The 17,027-nt window shown below is 69.3% G+C and carries 13 protein-coding genes; 3 read left to right on the top strand and 10 right to left on the bottom strand.

The annotated features are described in order from the left end of the window. Window positions 1-246 precede the first annotated feature (246 nt). Complete coding sequence (locus tag O7614_RS10995) at window positions 247-1,575, top strand: hypothetical protein (protein WP_278138357.1); 1,329 nt, start codon at window positions 247-249, stop codon at window positions 1,573-1,575. 107 nt (window positions 1,576-1,682) lie between these two features. Here O7614_RS10995 and O7614_RS10990 read toward each other — a convergent pair whose 3' ends face one another. The 4 genes from O7614_RS10990 to O7614_RS10975 are packed head-to-tail and all read right to left on the bottom strand — an operon-like array spanning window position 1,683 to window position 5,964. Further along, complete coding sequence (locus O7614_RS10990; protein ID WP_278138356.1) at window positions 1,683-2,834, bottom strand: serine hydrolase domain-containing protein; 1,152 nt, start codon at window positions 2,832-2,834, stop codon at window positions 1,683-1,685. A 3-nt stretch (window positions 2,835-2,837) separates the two neighbouring features. Next, complete coding sequence (locus O7614_RS10985) at window positions 2,838-3,662, bottom strand: carbohydrate ABC transporter permease (RefSeq protein ID WP_278138355.1); 825 nt, start codon at window positions 3,660-3,662, stop codon at window positions 2,838-2,840. Beyond that, window positions 3,659-4,612, bottom strand: a complete 954-nt coding sequence (locus O7614_RS10980) for a sugar ABC transporter permease (RefSeq protein WP_278138354.1) — start codon at window positions 4,610-4,612, stop codon at window positions 3,659-3,661. The genes O7614_RS10985 and O7614_RS10980 overlap by 4 nt, the downstream gene beginning before the upstream one ends. Next, window positions 4,609-5,964, bottom strand: coding sequence for an extracellular solute-binding protein (locus tag O7614_RS10975; RefSeq protein ID WP_278138353.1), 1,356 nt, complete (start codon window positions 5,962-5,964; stop codon window positions 4,609-4,611). The genes O7614_RS10980 and O7614_RS10975 overlap by 4 nt, the downstream gene beginning before the upstream one ends. Before the next feature lie 371 nt (window positions 5,965-6,335). On the opposite strand from O7614_RS10975, the gene O7614_RS10970 reads away from it, so the two are divergent. Then, a complete protein-coding gene (locus O7614_RS10970) occupies window positions 6,336-7,361 on the top strand; it encodes a LacI family DNA-binding transcriptional regulator (protein ID WP_278138352.1) in 1,026 nt (341 codons plus the stop codon). Continuing rightward, window positions 7,358-8,413 (top strand): family 43 glycosylhydrolase, encoded by a 1,056-nt coding sequence (locus tag O7614_RS10965; RefSeq protein WP_278138351.1) that lies wholly within the window; start codon window positions 7,358-7,360, stop codon window positions 8,411-8,413. Before O7614_RS10970 ends, O7614_RS10965 begins: the two co-directional genes overlap by 4 nt. Window positions 8,414-8,552: 139 nt before the next feature. Here O7614_RS10965 and O7614_RS10960 read toward each other — a convergent pair whose 3' ends face one another. The 6 genes from O7614_RS10960 to O7614_RS10935 form a co-directional block, all read right to left on the bottom strand. Beyond that, entirely contained in the window at window positions 8,553-10,946 is a 2,394-nt protein-coding gene (locus O7614_RS10960) for a ricin-type beta-trefoil lectin domain protein (RefSeq protein WP_278138350.1), read from the bottom strand. A 75-nt stretch (window positions 10,947-11,021) separates the two neighbouring features. After that, window positions 11,022-11,873: a sugar phosphate isomerase/epimerase family protein gene (locus tag O7614_RS10955; RefSeq protein ID WP_278138349.1), complete on the bottom strand. Its 852-nt coding sequence runs from the start codon at window positions 11,871-11,873 to the stop codon at window positions 11,022-11,024. A gap of 6 nt (window positions 11,874-11,879) precedes the next feature. Further along, window positions 11,880-13,061, bottom strand: coding sequence for a substrate-binding domain-containing protein (locus tag O7614_RS10950; protein ID WP_278138348.1), 1,182 nt, complete (start codon window positions 13,059-13,061; stop codon window positions 11,880-11,882). A 12-nt stretch (window positions 13,062-13,073) separates the two neighbouring features. Beyond that, a complete protein-coding gene (locus tag O7614_RS10945) occupies window positions 13,074-14,057 on the bottom strand; it encodes an ABC transporter permease (RefSeq protein ID WP_278138347.1) in 984 nt (327 codons plus the stop codon). 1 nt (window position 14,058) lies between these two features. Next, window positions 14,059-15,030 (bottom strand): ABC transporter permease, encoded by a 972-nt coding sequence (locus O7614_RS10940; RefSeq protein ID WP_278138346.1) that lies wholly within the window; start codon window positions 15,028-15,030, stop codon window positions 14,059-14,061. Continuing rightward, the gene (locus O7614_RS10935; RefSeq protein ID WP_278138345.1) at window positions 15,027-16,538 is read right to left on the bottom strand and encodes a sugar ABC transporter ATP-binding protein; all 1,512 of its coding nucleotides are present in this window, start codon (window positions 16,536-16,538) and stop codon (window positions 15,027-15,029) included. The genes O7614_RS10940 and O7614_RS10935 overlap by 4 nt, the downstream gene beginning before the upstream one ends. Window positions 16,539-17,027 lie beyond the last annotated feature (489 nt).

Genomic DNA, 17,027 nt, shown 5'->3' with positions numbered 1-17,027 from the left:
ACATCGATGTAATGCAATCGTAGGAAAGCGGTTTCCGCAAAGGCAAGGGTTGGCGCTTGCAGGTTTGTTGCAGTGCCGGAGCCCAGACCGCCCCAGCCCCGGCGGCGAGCCCTGCGCCTTTCGAGTATTGACACCGCGCGGCGCGCCATCGATGCTCTGCTAAATCAGTTTAGCGACGGTCTCGATCCCCTCCGCCGCATCGCGACGGTCGTCGGCTGAGCGCACCACCACCGAGAAAGGACTCGCATGAGACTCCGAAACGGACTGATCCCGCTCGCCGCCACCCTCGTGCTGGCCAGCGCCTCCGGCACGGCGTACGGCAGCGCGAGCGGCAAGCCCGGCACCGATGACGGAATCCGCAGCATCACCCCGATCACCACCGTCCACACGTACGGCCAGAAGGTCTCCGCGGTCGCGATCGAGTACGCGGCGACGGTCAACCCCCGCACCCTCGACACCGGCACGTTCTCGGTGAGCGACACCGTCTACAACTTCCGCTTCAACCCCATCGAGGACCTGCCAAAGCTCGCCGACCGAACCGTCACCCGCACCTACACCAACGGGGTGCCCGACACGCGCACCGATCGCCGGTCGGCGCCGGGCAGGTACGTCATCGTCGAGCTCGACCCCGCCGACACCGGCGGCTCGACGGTCATCGTCTCCAAGTGCCCGACCTTCCTCTGCACGGTGAAGGTGAACCCCGAGCTGCCCACCAGGGTCGTACAACGCAAGGACGTGCACGCCCAGCCCGGCCGAGGCGCCGGCAAGGGCCCGGTGCTCGCCCGGGCCACCCCGCGCGAGTCCCGGCCGGTCACCGAGAAGCCGGTCAACCAATTGGTCGACCAGTTCACCTACGGCTCGTACCTCAGTGGCGGAATGGTGCTGCCGTACCACTACCACCTGCCGAAGAACTACCAGCCCGGCCGCACGTACCCGCTGATGGTCGTCCTGCCCGGTCACGGGATGGGCTGGGACGGTGACAACCTCGGTGTCCAGCTCGCCGCCGACATCCCGGCCACCGCCTGGCTGCAACCGGAGTGGACCGGCACCTCCGAGGACGTCATCGTCCTGGCACCCCAGCACCAGCGGGTCGGCGGGGCCGCCGAGGCGGATCTGCTGATCAAACTGCTCGACCAGTTCGTCGGCCAGTTCGCGGTGGACACCCGCCGTGTGTACGCGACCACTGTCTCGTACGGCTCCCAACTGCTCTGGGCGGCGTTCGCCAAGCGGCCGGACCTGTTCGCCGGCGGTCTGGTGACCGGCGGCTTCCCGGTCAACGCCACACAGGCGACCGCCATCGCGACCGCCGAGGTGCCGGTCTGGATCACGCACGGCGAGCACGACCACCTGCTCAACGTGTCGGGCGCGCGCAACTCCACCACGTTGCTGCGGCAGGCGTACGAGGCCCGGGGCAAGAGCCCCGAGCAGGCCGCCGACCTCGTGCGCTACACCGAGTACGCCGACTCCGCGTTCTCGTTGCCGGACTACCACGCGGCGTTCGGCCCGACCTACGAGGACAGCAGCATCCTGCGGTGGCTCCTCGGCCAGGCAAAGCCCGCCACCTCTGGCAACTGACAGTGCGGAGCCGGGCGACGTCTCGCCGCTGATCCGGCAGCGCTGATCCAGCGCCCGGTGATCATCGCGAGGCGTCGCCCGGCGACCGGCCGGAGGGGGTCCGGGGATCAGTTCAGGCAGGCGCGGAGGGCTGCGGTCAGTCGATTGGCCCGCTCGTCGCCCATCCCGCGCATCTGGTTGACCACGTACCCGAACCCGACCTGGTGCTGCGCGTCGGCGAAGGCCAGGTTGCCGCCCGCGCCGTCGTGGCCGAAGCTGCGCTCGCCCAGCAGTGGCCGGGCCGGTGGCGAGTGCAGCAGGAAGCCGGTCCCCCAGCGCTGCCCGGTGTCCGGCGGGCCGTGCCGCTGCTGGCCCCGCGACCGGACGACGACCGCGTCGTCCACCGACGCGGCCGTCAGCAGGGGTCCAGGCTGGACGTCCGACACGCAGGCCGCGTAGAGGCGCGCCAGGCCGTCCGCGGTGCTCACCGCGCCCGCGCCGGGAATGCCGGCGGCCCGGATGGACGGGTCGTTGAAGCTGACCAGACCGTCGTCGTCGGCGGGGAAGGCGAAGGCGCCTCCCATGGTGATTCCGCGTTCGGCGACCGGATCCACGAACGGGTCGGCATCCGGAGGGGGTGCCAGCCCCCAGGCGACGGTGTCGCTCTCGGCGGCGGGAAGCCCGAGCCAGGTGTGCAGACCGAGCGGCTCCGCGACGGTGTCATGGAAGTACGCGCCGGGGAGCCGACCGGTGATGCGGCGAATCACCTCGCCGACCAGCCAGCCGTAGGTCATCGAGTGGTAGCCGTGCGCGGTGCCCGGCTGCCACAACGGGGGCTGCGCCTCGATCGCCTCGATGACCGGATCCCACGCCAGAACCTCGTCCAGGGTCATGGGCCGGTCCAACGCGGGCAGGCCGGCCTGGTGCGTGAGCAGCCAACGCACGGGGATGTCCGCCTTGCCGTGCTGCCCGAACTCCGGCCAGTAGCGCGTCACCGGAGCATCGAGGTCGAGCCGGCCCTGCTGGACCAGCAGGTAGGCGCAGATCGCCAGGATTCCCTTGGTGCAGGAGAAGACGACGACCGGCGTGTGCGCGTCCCAGGGCCGCCCGGTGCGGGTGTCGGCCACCCCGCCGTACAGGTCGACGACCTTGCGACCCCGCACGTAGACGGTTGCCGCGGCACCGACCTCGCCGTGGGAGGCGAAGTTGTCGCTGAACACGTCGGCGACGCGGCCGTAGCCTTCGTCGACATGGCCGTGGATCTTCGGCTGTGTGTCCACTGCCTACCCCTTCACTGACCCCTGGATCAGGGCCTTGATGAACTGTCGCTGGAAGATCAGGAACACGATCAGCGTGGGCGTGAGGATCAGCAGCGATCCGGCGCACAGCAGTACCAGGTCGGTGCCCCACTGACCCTGGAACGCGCCGAGCGCTCCGGCCATGGTGCGTTTGGTGGCATCGTCGACGAGGACGATGGCCAGGAGGAACTGGTTCCAGGTCCAGAGGAACATCAGGATCGTCAGCGAGGCGATGGCCGGCCGGGCCAGCGGCATCTGGACCCGCCAGAACATCTGCCACGTGCTGCTGCCGTCCACCCGGGCCGCCTCGGACAGCTCGACCGGCACGTTGGTGAAGTGCGCCCGCATCCAGAACACCGCGAACGGCATGTAGAGGCCGATCAGCGGCAGGATGATGGCCCAACGGGTGTTGAGCAGGCCGAGATCCTGCATCTGATAGTAGAGCGGGGTGACCACGGCCTCGAACGGCAACGTCAGCCCGAGCAGGAAGAGACCGAAGACGAGTCGACCGCCGGGCACCCGCAACTGGCCAAGCCCGAACCCGGCCATGGTGGCGATGAGCACGGACACCGGCACGACACCGGCCACGATGATCAGGCTGGAACGCAGCAGAGCACCCATGTTGGCGGCGGTGAAGGCGTCGGCGAAGTTCCCCCACTGCGGGTCGGACGGCCAGGCCAGACCGGTGGGCACCGTGCCGCGTGGCTGCAACGCCGCCGAGAGCATGCTCACGAACGGCAACAGGGTGACGAGGATCAGCGCGATCAGGAAGACACGACCGGTCACCTGTTCACGGCGGCTCAGGTTCACGGCTTCTCCCCTCGGGTCAGTCGCTGGATCGGCAGCACACAGGCCAGCACCAGCAGCATGAGCACGACGGCGAGCGCAGAGGCCAGCCCGACCTGACGCTGCGAGAAGGCCAGCCGGTAGATCTCCAGGCCCGGCACTGTGGTCTGCAGGCCGGGACCGCCACTGGTGGAGATGTAGACGATGTCGAAGCTGGCCAGGGCGGCGATGACCGTCACGGTGAGGCAGACACCGATCTCCTGGCGCAGGCTGGGCAGGGTCACGGCGAGGAACTCACGGACCGGGCCCGCGCCGTCCAGCCGGGCGGCCTCGTAGAGCGCTGGATCGATCTTGCTCATGCCGGTGACCAACAGGATCGTGCAGAGGCCGAGCAGGACCCAGGCCCCGATCACGCCCACGGCGGGCAGCGCCGTGTCGAAGTCGCCGAGCCACGCGCGGGCGACGCCACCCAGGCCGACCGCGCGCAGCGCCTGGTTGACCAGACCGTTCGACGAGAGCAGCCAACTCCACGCGATGCCGGCCGCCACCAGGGGAATGACCTGTGGCAGGAACAGGATGGTCCGCACGACAGTGCCGAACGCGCCGGTGGTGATCCGACGCACCATGCTCGCCACCAGCAGACCGAGCGCGACGGGGATGAAGCTGAAGAAGACGATCAGGATGACGGCGTTGCCGATGATTTTGAGCAGGTCGCTGTCGGTGAACACGGTGACGTAGTTGTCCAGACCCGCCCAGCGGGCCACCCCGATCCCGTTCCAGTCGTAGAGCGAGTACTGCAACGTCAGGACGAGCGGGCGGAGGACGAACACCGCGTACATCACCAGGGCGGGCAGGACGTACAACCAGCCGGTCCCGGCCGCGCGGGCCCACCGGAGTCGGTGGGCCCGCTTGGGGGTCGGACGGGCGCGACGGTCGTCCCGCCCGGTTGGTGCGCTGCCGAGGGCAGACGTCATCGGGACAGTTCCTTCGCGTACTCGGCCTGGACGGCCTTCACGTACCCCTCGGGAGTCTGCTGTCCGGCGATCAGCTTCTGCATCTCCGGGGTGATCGCGGCGGCGAAGATGCCACCGGTGGCGTTCGCGGTGAAGTCCACCGCGCCGTTCTCCGCGCCGAGTTGCTGCGACGCCTTCAGGGTCTCGGCCAGCACCGTGTTCGGGGCGGCGGCCGGCACCGGAAGATCACTCGGGCCGCCGGGGCTGGAGCCCCCGACCGTGACCGCGATCTCGCGCGCCTTCGCGTTGGTGTGGACCCAGTTCAGGAAGAAGGCGGCGGCGTCGGGGTTCTTGGCCTTGGCGGAGACGCCGAAGGTGTTCGGGGCGGACATGGCGACGTGCTTGCCACCGGGGGCCTCCGTCGGGAACAGGAAGAAGCCCACGTTTCCGGGCATCCCCTTGTCCAGGTTGGCCGACTCCCAGTCGCCGTTGAACATGAACAGGCCGTTGCCCTTCTGGAACTCCCCCACCATCCCCGCGTAGTCGATGGCGTTGGCGTCCTTGGGGAAGTAGCCGGCCTGCGCCCACTTCTGGATGGTCTGGGTGGCCTTCAGCGCGGCCGGAGTGTCGAACGTGGCCCCCGGCTTCTGGAAGATCCAGTCAGCGACCTGGGTCGGGTCGCCGAACTGGTTCTGCAACGCCTGGTGCGGGAAGTTGATGCCCGCCGTGTTCTTGTTGAACTGCATGATCGGCTGGACCCCGGCGGTCTTCGCCTTGGCCAACAGCTGCTCGAAATCGGCGACGGTGGCCGGCGGCTGGGTCATGCCGATCTGGGTGGCCAGCTTCTTGTTGTAGAAGACGCCGGTGACGCTGTAGCCGAGCCCCATGCCGTACAGCGACCCGGTTCCCCGGGTGTTCTCGCCGACGCGCAACTGGATGAGCTGCGAGGCGGGAAACTTGTCCCAGCCGTACGCGGTGAAGTACGGGTCGAGGTTCTTGAGCAGGTCGTCCTTGACCAGGTCGACCATCGTCGGGAGCCGGATGATGTCGGGCGAGTTGTCCGACGCCATCACCCGCGGCGCGTTCTCCACGATCACCGTGAACTGGTCCTCGCGGATGTTGAACGTGACGTTGGAGTGTTGCTTGGAGAACTCGTCGGCCAGCGCCTTGGCCAGGGGGAAGCCGGTCTCCGCGTACATCTCCAGGGTGATCGGCGCGGTTCCGAGATCGGTCTTGACGGCGGCGTCGGACTTCGGGGTCGACGACCGGTCCTCCCCTGGCGCGCTGCAGGCCGTCGCGGCCATCCCGACCGACAGCAGCGACGCGAGGAGCACAGTTCTCCGTCGCGGGAAACTTGTCAGCAGTTCTGCCATTTCATGACTCCTCGACTATTCACCCGCCCCGCGGCCCACGACCGCGCGACGGCCCCACCGGAACCACCGCGCCGGACTGACGGCCGCCACGCGTACGTCGCGGCCGGTGGACCGAGCACGACACCCGTACCTGCCACCACGAGGTCCCGGCACGGCCACCGAAGGCGCTTCTGGATGCACCAGAAGTGGTCGCTAAACTGATTTAGCAGAGCATGCGCGTGGCACGGGAAGCTGTCAAGGACAACCTGGCAACAGGGCGGAAACGTCGGGTTCACACCACTCCCGGCGTGACCGACGCGAGATCTCGGGCGACGACGCATCATGATGGGCAGGAGCAGCGCCTATGGCACCGCGCCTGATTCGGAGGACTGATGGGCAGCAACAGAGCAACACTCGCCGACGTCGCGCGGAGAGCCGGGCTGTCCAAGACCGCCGCGTCGATGGTGCTCAACGGCCGGGAGGGCACCCGACTCTCGGCCGAGGCGCACCAGCGCGTGTTCGCCGCCGCGGAGGAACTCGGCTACCGACCCAACCTCGCCGCGCGCAGCCTGCGCACTCGCAAGACCGCCACCATCGCGTTCGTCTCCGACATCGTCGCCACCACCCGGTTCGCCGGCGACCTCATCCGTGGCGCCCTCGACGCGGCCCGCGAGCGGGACCACGTACTGCTCATCACCGAGACGCAGGGCGACGCCACCTTCGAGCAGTACGCCATCGAGGCCGTGCTCGACCGGCAGGTCGACGGGGTGATCTACGCGGCGATGGCCACCCGGCGGCTGACGGTGCCCCCGGCCATCCTCGGCGGTCCGGTCGTGCTGCTCAACGCCACCAGCTCCGACGGCCTGCCCAGCGTCCTCCCGGACGACGACCGGGCCGGCCGCACCGCCGCCAACGCCCTGCTCGAACTCGGCCACCGCGACGCGATCGCGCTCATCGGCCGTAACCGACTCAAGGAGGACGACCCCGAGGTCTCGCTCGCCGCCCGGGCGCGCCTGCACGGTATCCGGCAGGCGCTCGGCGACGCCGACGTCTCACTACTGGCCGAGTGCTTCTGCACCGAGTGGCTGCCCGAGCACGGGTACGCCGCGATGCGCGGGCTACTGGGCCGGTCCACCCGACCCAGCGCGGTCATCTGCATGAACGACCGCCTGGCCTTCGGCGCCTACCAGGCGCTCGGCGAGGCCGGACTGACGGTCCCGGAGGACATCTCGGTGATCTCGTTCGACGACGACCCGATCGCCGCATGGCTGCGTCCCGGTCTCGCCACCACGGCACTGCCGCACGAGCAGATGGGGCGACGCGCGGTCGAACTGCTCCTGGACGGCGGCGACACCGAGCCGTCGCTCGTGCCGATGCCCCTGCGCCGCCGTAAGTCCCTCGCCCCTCCGGCGGAATGACCGCAGGTCCCGCCGAGTCATCGTCCGCGCAGCCACGGACCACCGCACTGGACCTGCCCAGGCCGACGCTAAAACGGTTTAGTGCTAGGTTTCCCGCCATGCTTCGTCTACCCGACCACTGGGTGTGGGACAGCTGGTACGCGCGGGACGACAACGGCCTCTGGCACGTGTTCTTCCTCCGCGCCTCCCGTGCCCTGCACGACCCGCACCGCCGCCACCGCCGTGCCACGATCGGCCACGCCGTCTCCGCGGACCTGCACTCGTGGCGCCTGGTCGCCGATGCCGTGGTCCCCGCCGACACTCCCGGTTGGGACGATCTGGCGACCTGGACCGGCTGCACGGTCCGCGGCCCGGACGGGCGCTGGTACCTGTTCTACACCGGGGTCAGCCGCGGCGAGGACGGCCTCGTCCAACGCATCGGCCTGGCCGTCTCCGACGACCTGACCACCTGGCACCGGCACGGCACCGAACCCGTCGTCCAGGCCGACCCGACCTGGTACGAACTGCTCGACACAGACCTGTGGTACGAGCAGGCCTGGCGTGACCCGTGGGTCTTCCCCGACCCGGACGGGGAGGGCTGGCACATGCTCATCACCGCGCGGGCCAACACGGGACCGACGAACACCCGTGGCGTCGTCGGCCACGCCACCTCCACCGACCTCGTCACCTGGACCGTCCAGCCGCCGCTGTCGACACCGGCCGGCTTCGGCCACCTGGAGGTGCCCCAGGTCGCTGTCGTCGACGGGCAGCCCCTGCTGTTGTTCTCCACCGACGCCACCAGCAGCGCTCGCCGCGACGACCACCGGATCTGGGCGGCGACCGGCGAGACCGTCCGCGGCCCGTGGGACATTGCGTCCGCCCGCCCGTTCACGCACCCGCACCTGTACGCGCCGCGGCTGGTCCCCGGACCCGGCGACGGCTGGTCACTCATCGGTTTCCTCGACCACGTCGACGAGACGTTCGTCGGGGAACTCACCGACCCCATTCCGGTACGGTACGACGCCTCGACCGGGCTGGTCGTGGACCCGGCGCGGACGCTCACCGCGACGTGACGGCGATCCCGCGCGTGGAGAACGCCGTGCTCCGGCCCCGTCCCCCGCGCCCGGTGGGGTCGGTCGACGAGCGGTGACCCGCGCAGGTCCGGGCCGGGGCGGTACGGCCCCCAGCCCGGACCGTGGACAGCGCGTTACCTCAGCTCCGCACCTGCCACTGCTGGTTGGTACCACCGTTGCAGGACCAGAGGATCAACTTCGTGCCGTTCGCCGTCGCGGCCCCGTTCGCGTCCAGGCAGAGACCCGACTGCACGCCCGTGATCGTGCCGTTGGCGTTGATGTTCCACTGCTGGTTGGCCTGACCGTTGCAGTCCCAGATCACCACCGTGGTGCCGTTGGCGGTCCCCTGCCCGGAGGCGTCCAGGCACTTGGTGCCGTACACCATGAGCTGCCGGCTGGCGGTGTGGGTCCACCGCTGGTTGGTGGCGCCACCGATGCAGTCCCAGATCTGGGCCTGCGTGCCGTTGGTCGTGCTGGAGTTGCCGATCTCGGCGCAGCGGCCCGACTGGACACCCACGATCTGCACGTTCTGCGGGTTGGTGCCGCCGCCGCTCTGCACGCCGGCGGCGTTGATCACCGTCTGCGCGCCGGACGGCCAGTTGCCTCCGGAGACCGTGACGTTGCCGTTGACCACGTTGCCGCGATCACCGTTGGTCACGTTCGTGCTGTTGTTCGTCGACCAGTTGTTGGTGACGGTGAAGTTGCCCATGTTCTCCGCGTACCAGTAGTTGGCGGTGGCCCAGGTGCCGGTGGAGGAGAACACGTTGTTGCGGGCGGTGTAGTAGCGCGAACCCTCGTCGAAGTAGAGCCCGAACCAGCCGTTGGTCCGCAGGCAGTAGTTCTCGTTGATGGTCCCGCCCGGGTTCGCCGACAGCGTGTAGATGCACCCGCCGTCGGTCATCTGCTGCATCACGTCGTGCACGTAGTTGCCGATGACCTGGTTGTTCGCGGCGGTGGTCGCCGTCGTGTAACGCGGCTGGTAGTTGTAGAGGCCCCGGTTCGCGTAGTGCTGGCTGCCGCCGGCGTCGTTGGCGCCCCAGCCGTAGCCGACCGACAGACCGGTGTACGGCATGTTGTAGACCTCGTTGTGCGAGATCAGCGCGGTGTTCACGTAGGTGGTCAGGATCGAGACCACACCCCGGTACTCCAGGCCGAGGTCGTGCACCCGGTTGTTGCTGATGGTGATGTTGCGGTTGACCATCCGCTGGTCGCTGGGATGGTGGGCGTCGGCGCGTACGCCGCCGACCACGATGCCCCCGGCGGAGTTGCGGGCGATCTCGGAGCGGGTCACGGTGATGTTGCTGGCGCCCAGGCCGACACCGCTGGCGTGGGCGTTGGCGTCGTTGCCGATGCCGATGGCCGTCTGCCCGAGGTTGACGAACTGGGAGTCGCTGAAGGTGATGGTGTTCGCGGCCGAGACCTGCACGGCGGCGGGCATCTGGTTCCAGTTCGGCCGGGTGGCCTCGAACTGGGGGCAGCCGGCCTGGCAGGAGGTCAACGCGTCGGACGGACGGGACCACGTACCGGTGATGTGCGCCCCGGTCTGCTGGTCCGCGAAGCCGTTGCTGCTGCTCGGGCCGAGCCAACTGGTGCCGGTGAAGGTGATCCCGCTGAACGAGATGTGGTGGGCCGGCGCGTCATAGGTGCCGCCGACGTTGACCAGGGACTGGAGCTGCGGCAACTCCACGCTGACGGAGCTCATGTTCTGCCCGGCGAGCGGGATGTAGTTGAGCTGGCCGTTGCCCGGGTTGAGGTACCACTCCCCCGGTGAGTCCAGGAACTCGTACGCGTTGGTCAGGTAGAAGGGGCCGGCGCGGTGCGGGCTGGAGAGGGTGTCGAACCCGAAGGTGTTGTTGTTCCACGCGGGCTGCTGCATGGTCAGGAAGTTCCCGCTGATGCTCTGCACCGGCGAGTACCGGTCGGTGAACGAGCCGACGCTCTCCACCTCGACCCGGTTCTGGTTGCCGAGGTTGTTGAGGTAGTTGAGCGCGCTGTTGCTGAACCGCATGCCGCTCGTGGTGAAGGTGAAGTCGGCGCGGTTCACCGCGGTGCGAGCCCGCGTGGCGACGGCACCGTTGACGTAGAGCTGACGGGAGTCGAGGCCGGCGCCGACGTTGGCCCGCCAGATGTTCTTTCCGGAGTCGACGAGCGACCACCCGGTGACCGACCGGGCGCCGGTGATCGTCGGCCGGGCGGAGGCGGCGGCCCGCCAGATCACCTGGTAGCCGTTGGTGCCCGAGTCGGCAGCGGTGAGTCGCATCGGCGACGTGAGCCGGTAGGTGCCGTTGGCCAACTCCACGACGATGTCACCGGACATGGAGGTGTTCTGCGACCGCACCGCAGCCTGGGCGGCGGTCAGCGAACACGGTTGGCTGGCCGTGCAACTGCTGCCGGTGCCCGAGGGCGACGCGTAGAGGGTGGTGGTGGCCGCGGCGGCCGGGGACGCCGAGACGGCGACCGCGACCAGCGCCGTCAACGCTGTCGCGGCGGCACCGGCCAGCAGCCGGCGTAGCGACGGAGGGGACGAGGACACGGGACGGTGCTCCTGACGTGAGGGGTGGTGGTGGGGGTGGGGGCGCTGTGCCTCGACGGACGCGGGCCCGGGCCGTTATCCGAGGATCTCCCGGAGGTATCGCAGGCCGTCCGTGGCGAGGCGGTCCTGCGACGGTGCCAGCGGACGCCAGATCGCCGCGGCGGTGGCGATGGTCTCGTTCTCCGCGGTGAACGACTCGATGCAGATCGCGCCCTGGTAGCCGGTGTCCCGCAGCACGGTGAAGAACCGGGGCCAGTCGAAGTGGTCGGCCCCGGGGGCGCCCCGGTTGGTGCCGCTGACCTGGACATGCTTGATGTGCCGGCCGGCAGCGGCGAGGGCCGCGTAGGGGTCGGCCTCCTCGATGTTCATGTGGTAGGTGTCGATCATGATGCCGACACTCGGTGGTAGACCGTCGATCAGCTCGACCGTCTGCTCGATCGTGTTGACGACGCTCGTCTCGTAGCGGTTCAACGCCTCGACACCGATGCTCACCCCGTACTCGCCCGCCTGCTCGGCGACCGGCGCCAGGGCCCGCCGGAAATCCGCGTAACAGGCGGCGCGAGCCGTCGGCGACATCCGCCAGGTGCGACCCACCGAGGCGTACACGGGACCGCCGACGCATCCCGCGCCGACGGCCGCCGCGTTCGCCACGCACTCCTTGAGGTACGCCACCGTCGACTCGACGACCGCCGCCGGGGCGTCCACCAGGTCCCGCCCGGGCGGGGTGACCGCGCAGACGCCGGCGGCGACGAGACCGTGCTCCGCCAGCAGGTCCCGGGTGCGGACCGGGTCCCAGTCACCGGGCTGTTCGATCGGCAACTCGACCGCGTCGAAGCCGAACGACGCGATCCGCGGGATCAGCTCGGCCAGGGCCTTGTCGTCGACCGGCGAGGCCCAGACCCACGGGTTGACGCCGATGGCGTACATCGGAACCTACTTCCAGCGCTGCGGGTAGCCGGGCAGGTCGGTGCAGCCGCACATCGCGTAGTGCAGGGGCGGCATGCTCGCGTCGAGGTACGTGTCCAGGTTGTCCTGCGTGACGGTCGGCTGCGGCAGCTTCCACGGGTTGGACACCTGCTCGCCGTCGAGGATCCGCAGCGCCGCGATGATCGGCGTACGCCACTGGTAGGTCGGGTAGGTCGGCGCGATCGCGGTGAGGTTCTTGTCCTTCCAGATCTTCAGGAAGTCGAGTTGGTCCTCGCCGTTCATCGGCGGGACGGGCTTCCCCGCGTCCTGGAACGCCTCGACCGCCGCGACGGCCACCGCGCCGGCGTCCATCCAGACCCCGTCGATCGTGCCGTACCGCTGGATGTAGTCGTCGACGATCTTCTTGGTCTTGGCCGGGTCGCCGTCGGTGAACTCGACACCCACGACGTCTACCTTCGCCTTGTCGAACGAAACCTTCGCCGCCGACCAGCGGGTCTCCAGGACGTCGACGCCGGGCAGGATCCGCAGGGCCAGAACCTCGCCACCGGGCTTCATCTTCTGACTGACGAACTCGGCGCCGACGTGGCCGAACCCGTAACCGCCGATCGGGTTGATGAACGTCACCGGGCACTTCGTGTTGACACCGCGGTCGAAGACGACGACCGGCAGCCCGGCCTGGCAGGCCGCCTCGACGGCCGGGGTGAGCGTGGCGGTGGTGTTCGGCGAGACGATGAGCGCGTCGCAGTCCTTGCCGAGCAGGTCGTTGATGTCCGCGATCTGCTTCTGGTCCTTGCCTTCGGCGTCGACGTGCACGAACTCCGCGATGCGGCTCTTCTGCGCCTCGACCTCGGCCTGCATGGTCTTGAACCCGACCTGCCGCCACGGGTTGTTCAGGGCCGCGTTGGAGAAGCAGATCTTGTGCGGGCCGTTCTTCTTGAACTTGGCGGTGTCCACCATCTTCGGGTTGAGCACCTGCTCCCACGGCTTGTCGGCCGGGCCCGTCGGTGCCGCGTCGAGCAACGCGAGCTCGGCGTCGTAGTCGGCCTGCACGAAGAACTTCGACTGCTCCCCGGTGCCAGAGCCGGCGGCGGAGGCGCTGCCGGACGGGCCGGCGGCGGGCTCGTCGGTGGCGCAGGCGGTGAGGGACAGCAGGGTGACAGCGGCCAGCGCCGCTAGGGAACGTCGCACTATGGCTCCTCTTTATCTCGACGAAGAACGCGTTGCGGAGACCGCCACGGCGAGCAGGATGATCCCGCCCTGGACGGCCGACCTGAGGGCGCCGGAGACGCCGTAGAAATTCATCAGGGCGAACAGCAGTTCGAGGGTGAGCGCGCCGAGCATCGCGCCGACGACCGCGCCGCGCCCACCGCCCAACGCGACCCCGCCGAGGACGACGGCGGTGATGGCACCGAACTCCAGGCCGGCCCCGGCCTGGAACGACACCCCGCTGTAGCCGCCCAGGAGGATCGCCGCGACCGCCGCCGCGAGGCCGCTGAGCACGAAGGCGATCGTCCGGGTACGCCAGACGCGTACGCCGCTCAGCTCCGCGGTGCGCGGGTTGTCGCCGACGGCGACCAGGGTCCGCCCGAAGTCGGAACGCATCAGCAGCACGGCCACCACCGCCAGGACCAGCAGGACCAGCAGCGCGTACGGCACGCGGCCGAGCAGCGGCACGTCCTCGAAGGCGCGGCGGCCGAACCGGCGGAACTCCTCGGAGAGGCCGCCCTTCGGGGCACCGTCGGACCAGAGGTAGACCGCTCCGACCAGGATCAGGAACATGCCGAGCGTGGTGATGAACGACGGCACCCGCAGCCGGGTCGTGACGAGGCCGTTGACCAACCCGACGAGTGCTCCGAAGGCGAGCAGGAGCAGCACCACCGGCCAGGTGCGAGCCGGGTCGCTGTCGATCAGCCGGGCGGCGATGACGACCTGCGCGGTGACCAGGGAGCCGACGGAGAGGTCGAACTCACCGGCGACGATGACGAAGTACTGGCCGGCGGCGAGCAGGATGATCGGCGCGGAACGGCCGAGGAACGACATCAGCGACGGCGGGGACAGGAAGTCGGGCTGTCGGATGCCGACGAGCACCAACAGCACCGCGAGGATCGCGAGGATCGGCAGCACGCCACCGGGACGCACCCGGGGCAGCCGCAGCGGCAGCGAACGGGTCTGGAGGGTCTGCATGCTAGGCCGCCTTTCGCATGGCCCGGCGGGCGTAGACGGCGACCGCGGCGATGATGATGACGCCCCGGATCACCTGCTTGAAGAAGGCGTCGACTTCGAGCTGGTTGAAGATGGCGTCGATGCTGGCGAGCAGCAGCACCCCGCCGACGGTGCCGATCACGCCGCCGCGGCCACCGGCGAGGGCGGTCCCGCCGATCACCACCGCGGCGATCGACTCCAGGTCGTAGAGGCCCTCGGTGCCCACCCGGGGGGCGCCGGAGCCGAGCCGACTGGCGAGGTAGATGCCGGCCAGCCCCGCGCACATCGAGCAGAGCACGTGTGCGGTGACCAGGATCCGGTCGTTGCGGACGCCGGAGAGCCGGGCCACCTCCGGGTCGCCGCCGACGGCGACCAGGTGGTGCCCGAAGCGGGTCCGCGAGAGCGCGAACCAGGCCGCCGCGGTCACCGCGATGAGCAGCAGGAACGACACCGGAACCGGACCGATGCGCTGGTAGCCGAGGGACTGCACGAGCGTGGGCGAGGTGGTGCCGGCCGGGCCGTCGTAGCCGTTGTCGAGGTATCCCTTGAGCAGCAGCCCGACGCCGAGCGTCGCGATGAACGCGTTGACCCGGAACTTGGTGACGAGCAGCCCGTTGAGCAGCCCGATGCCCGCGCTCACGACAAGCGCGAGCCCGATGGCCGGCACCAGCGCGCCGTCGCTGCCGTTCATCGTCTCGGCCGCGACGAGGGTGCTGAGACTGATCACGTACGCCACCGACAGGTCGAGCGAACCGCCCAGGATGACCAGGGTCTGACCGACGGCGACGAGCCCGAGCCCGGCGGCGACGTGCAGCAGACTCACCGTCGTGGACTGGTTGAAGAGCTGACCGCCGTCGACGAGGACGACCAGCCAGCCGATCGCCAGGGTGAGGGTCAGGGCCACGAAGACGCCCGGTACGGAACGCCGGGCCGGCAGGAGCGACAGGGCACTCATGCGGCAGCCTGCCGCGTGGTCCCGACCGCCAGGGCGACGACGTCCTCCTCGCTCGCGCCGGCGGGCAGTTCGCCCGCGACACGGCCGTCGCGCATGACCACGATCCGGTCGCTCATCCCCAGCAGCTCCGGCAGGTCGGACGAGATCATCAGTACGGCGGCACCGTCCCGGGCGAGGCGGCGGACGAGGTCGTGGATGGCTGACTTCGCACCCACGTCGATGCCCCGGGTCGGCTCGTCGAAGAGCAGGATCCGCGGGTTGAGCGCCAGCCACCGGGCCAGCACGACCTTCTGCTGGTTTCCTCCGGACAGGAAGCGGATCTCCTGGTCGTCGCCGGCGGAGCGAACCTCCACGGCGGCGAGCAGCTCGCGCGCCCGGACGGTACGGGCGGCATGCCCGGATCGAATCGCGAACACGGCGCGGCTGGCGAGCAGCGCGTTGTCGAGCACCGACTGCCGGGGGACGATCCCCTCACCCTTGCGGTCCTCGGTGACGTAGGCGATGCCGGCCCGCATCGCGGTACGCGGTGAGCGCAGCCGGACCGGCCGGTCGTCGAGCGTCACGTCACCGGTGGTGAACGGGGACACCCCGAAGATCGCCCGGGCCAGCGCCGAACGGCCGGAGCCCTGGAGGCCGCCGATGCCGAGCACCTCACCGGCGCGCAGTTGCAGGTTGACGTCACGCAGCTTCCGGTTTCCCGCATCGCGAAGGTTGAGCCGCACCGGGCCGCGCTCCTCGGAGGCGGCCCGGTCCGGGTAGTAGCTGGACAGTTCCCGCCCGACCATGTGCCGCACCAACTGGTCCGCGGTGGTGTCCACGGTGTCTACGGTGGTCACCCGCCGGCCGTCCTTGAGGACGGTGATCCGACTGGACAGGTCGAAGACCTCGGCGAGCCGGTGCGAGACGTAGAGCAGGCCGATGCCTCGTTCCTGCAGTCGCCGCACCAACCCGTAGAGCAGCTCCACCTCGTGGTCGGCCAGCGCGGCGGTCGGCTCGTCCATGATGAGGAGTCGGGCGTCCAGGGCGAGCGCCTTGGCGATCTCGACGACCTGCTGCTGGGCGACGCCGAGCTGCCCCACCCGGGCGTCGGCCGGCAACGTGGTCTCCCCGATCGAGGCGAGTAGTCGGGTGGTGCGGTCGAGCATCGCCCGACGGTCGACCAGACCGCGGCGGACCGGCTCGTGGCCCAGGTAGACGTTCTCGGCGACGGTGCGCTCCGGGAGAAGGTTGAACTCCTGGTGGATGATGCCGACGCCGGCGCGCTGCGCGTCGCGCGGGCCACGGAACGTGCGCGACTCGCCGGCGAACTCGAGGGTGCCCTCGTCCGGGGTGTAGCCGCCCGAGACGATCTTCATCAGGGTCGACTTCCCGGCACCGTTCTCGCCGACGACGGCGTGCACCTCACCGGGGGCCACGTCGAGGTCGACGCCGTCGAGCACGCGTACGCCGAGGAAGGACTTGCCGATGCCCCGGAGGGTGAGTAACGGCACCGGCCGCGGGTCTGACATTCCGAAAGCCCTCACAGACAGTAGTCATCAATAAGGTTCGATCAAACGCTACGGCGGCTTCGAGGTGCCAGCCATCGAACTTTCGTAGGTAGCGGCGGATGCTTACGTTCTTCTATCGCGAACATTCTCTTGACATCGACGAAACATCACACGTATGAAGATAGATGTTTGGATGCCGGTCCGCAATCCTCGACCGGGGCCGATCGCCAAGGCCGGCAGCCAGATCGGCAGCGATGCCGCAGCGAGGAAGTCGATGGCATCCGTCGCCAACCGGGCAGGACGTCGGACGTCACTCCATTCATTGACAGTCATGGATCTCTAGCTCATCCTGACCTCGTGGACCACGGGACGAGAACCACCGCCACCGTCACGCTGGGTGACGTCCTGCGGCTCTGACTGCCGTTTCGGCGAACGGCATGAGGACAGGCCAGAACCGTCGTGCCCACCCACGCGTCGAGGCACAACCTGACGCAGCGTGGTGCTCGTGGT

Source organism: Micromonospora sp. WMMD961 (genome assembly GCF_029626145.1).
In the GTDB taxonomy this organism is placed as follows: Bacteria; Actinomycetota; Actinomycetes; order Mycobacteriales; family Micromonosporaceae; genus Micromonospora.
Note: the sequence above shows the minus strand (reverse complement) of the source record. Positions and strands in the feature narration are given on the sequence as shown.

Bases quoted from the DNA above. Each gene is read 5' to 3' on its own strand.
- O7614_RS10945 (WP_278138347.1), bottom strand. From the start codon at position 14,057: ATGCAGACCCTCCAGACCCGTTCGCTGCCGCTGCGGCTGCCCCGGGTG.
- O7614_RS10975 (WP_278138353.1), bottom strand. From the start codon at position 5,964: ATGGCAGAACTGCTGACAAGTTTCCCGCGACGGAGAACTGTGCTCCTC.
- O7614_RS10940 (WP_278138346.1), bottom strand. From the start codon at position 15,030: ATGAGTGCCCTGTCGCTCCTGCCGGCCCGGCGTTCCGTACCGGGCGTC.
- O7614_RS10935 (WP_278138345.1), bottom strand. From the start codon at position 16,538: ATGTCAGACCCGCGGCCGGTGCCGTTACTCACCCTCCGGGGCATCGGC.
- O7614_RS10955 (WP_278138349.1), bottom strand. From the start codon at position 11,873: ATGTACGCCATCGGCGTCAACCCGTGGGTCTGGGCCTCGCCGGTCGAC.
- O7614_RS10970 (WP_278138352.1), top strand. From the start codon at position 6,336: ATGGGCAGCAACAGAGCAACACTCGCCGACGTCGCGCGGAGAGCCGGG.
- O7614_RS10965 (WP_278138351.1), top strand. From the start codon at position 7,358: ATGACCGCAGGTCCCGCCGAGTCATCGTCCGCGCAGCCACGGACCACC.
- O7614_RS10980 (WP_278138354.1), bottom strand. From the start codon at position 4,612: ATGACGTCTGCCCTCGGCAGCGCACCAACCGGGCGGGACGACCGTCGC.
- O7614_RS10995 (WP_278138357.1), top strand. From the start codon at position 247: ATGAGACTCCGAAACGGACTGATCCCGCTCGCCGCCACCCTCGTGCTG.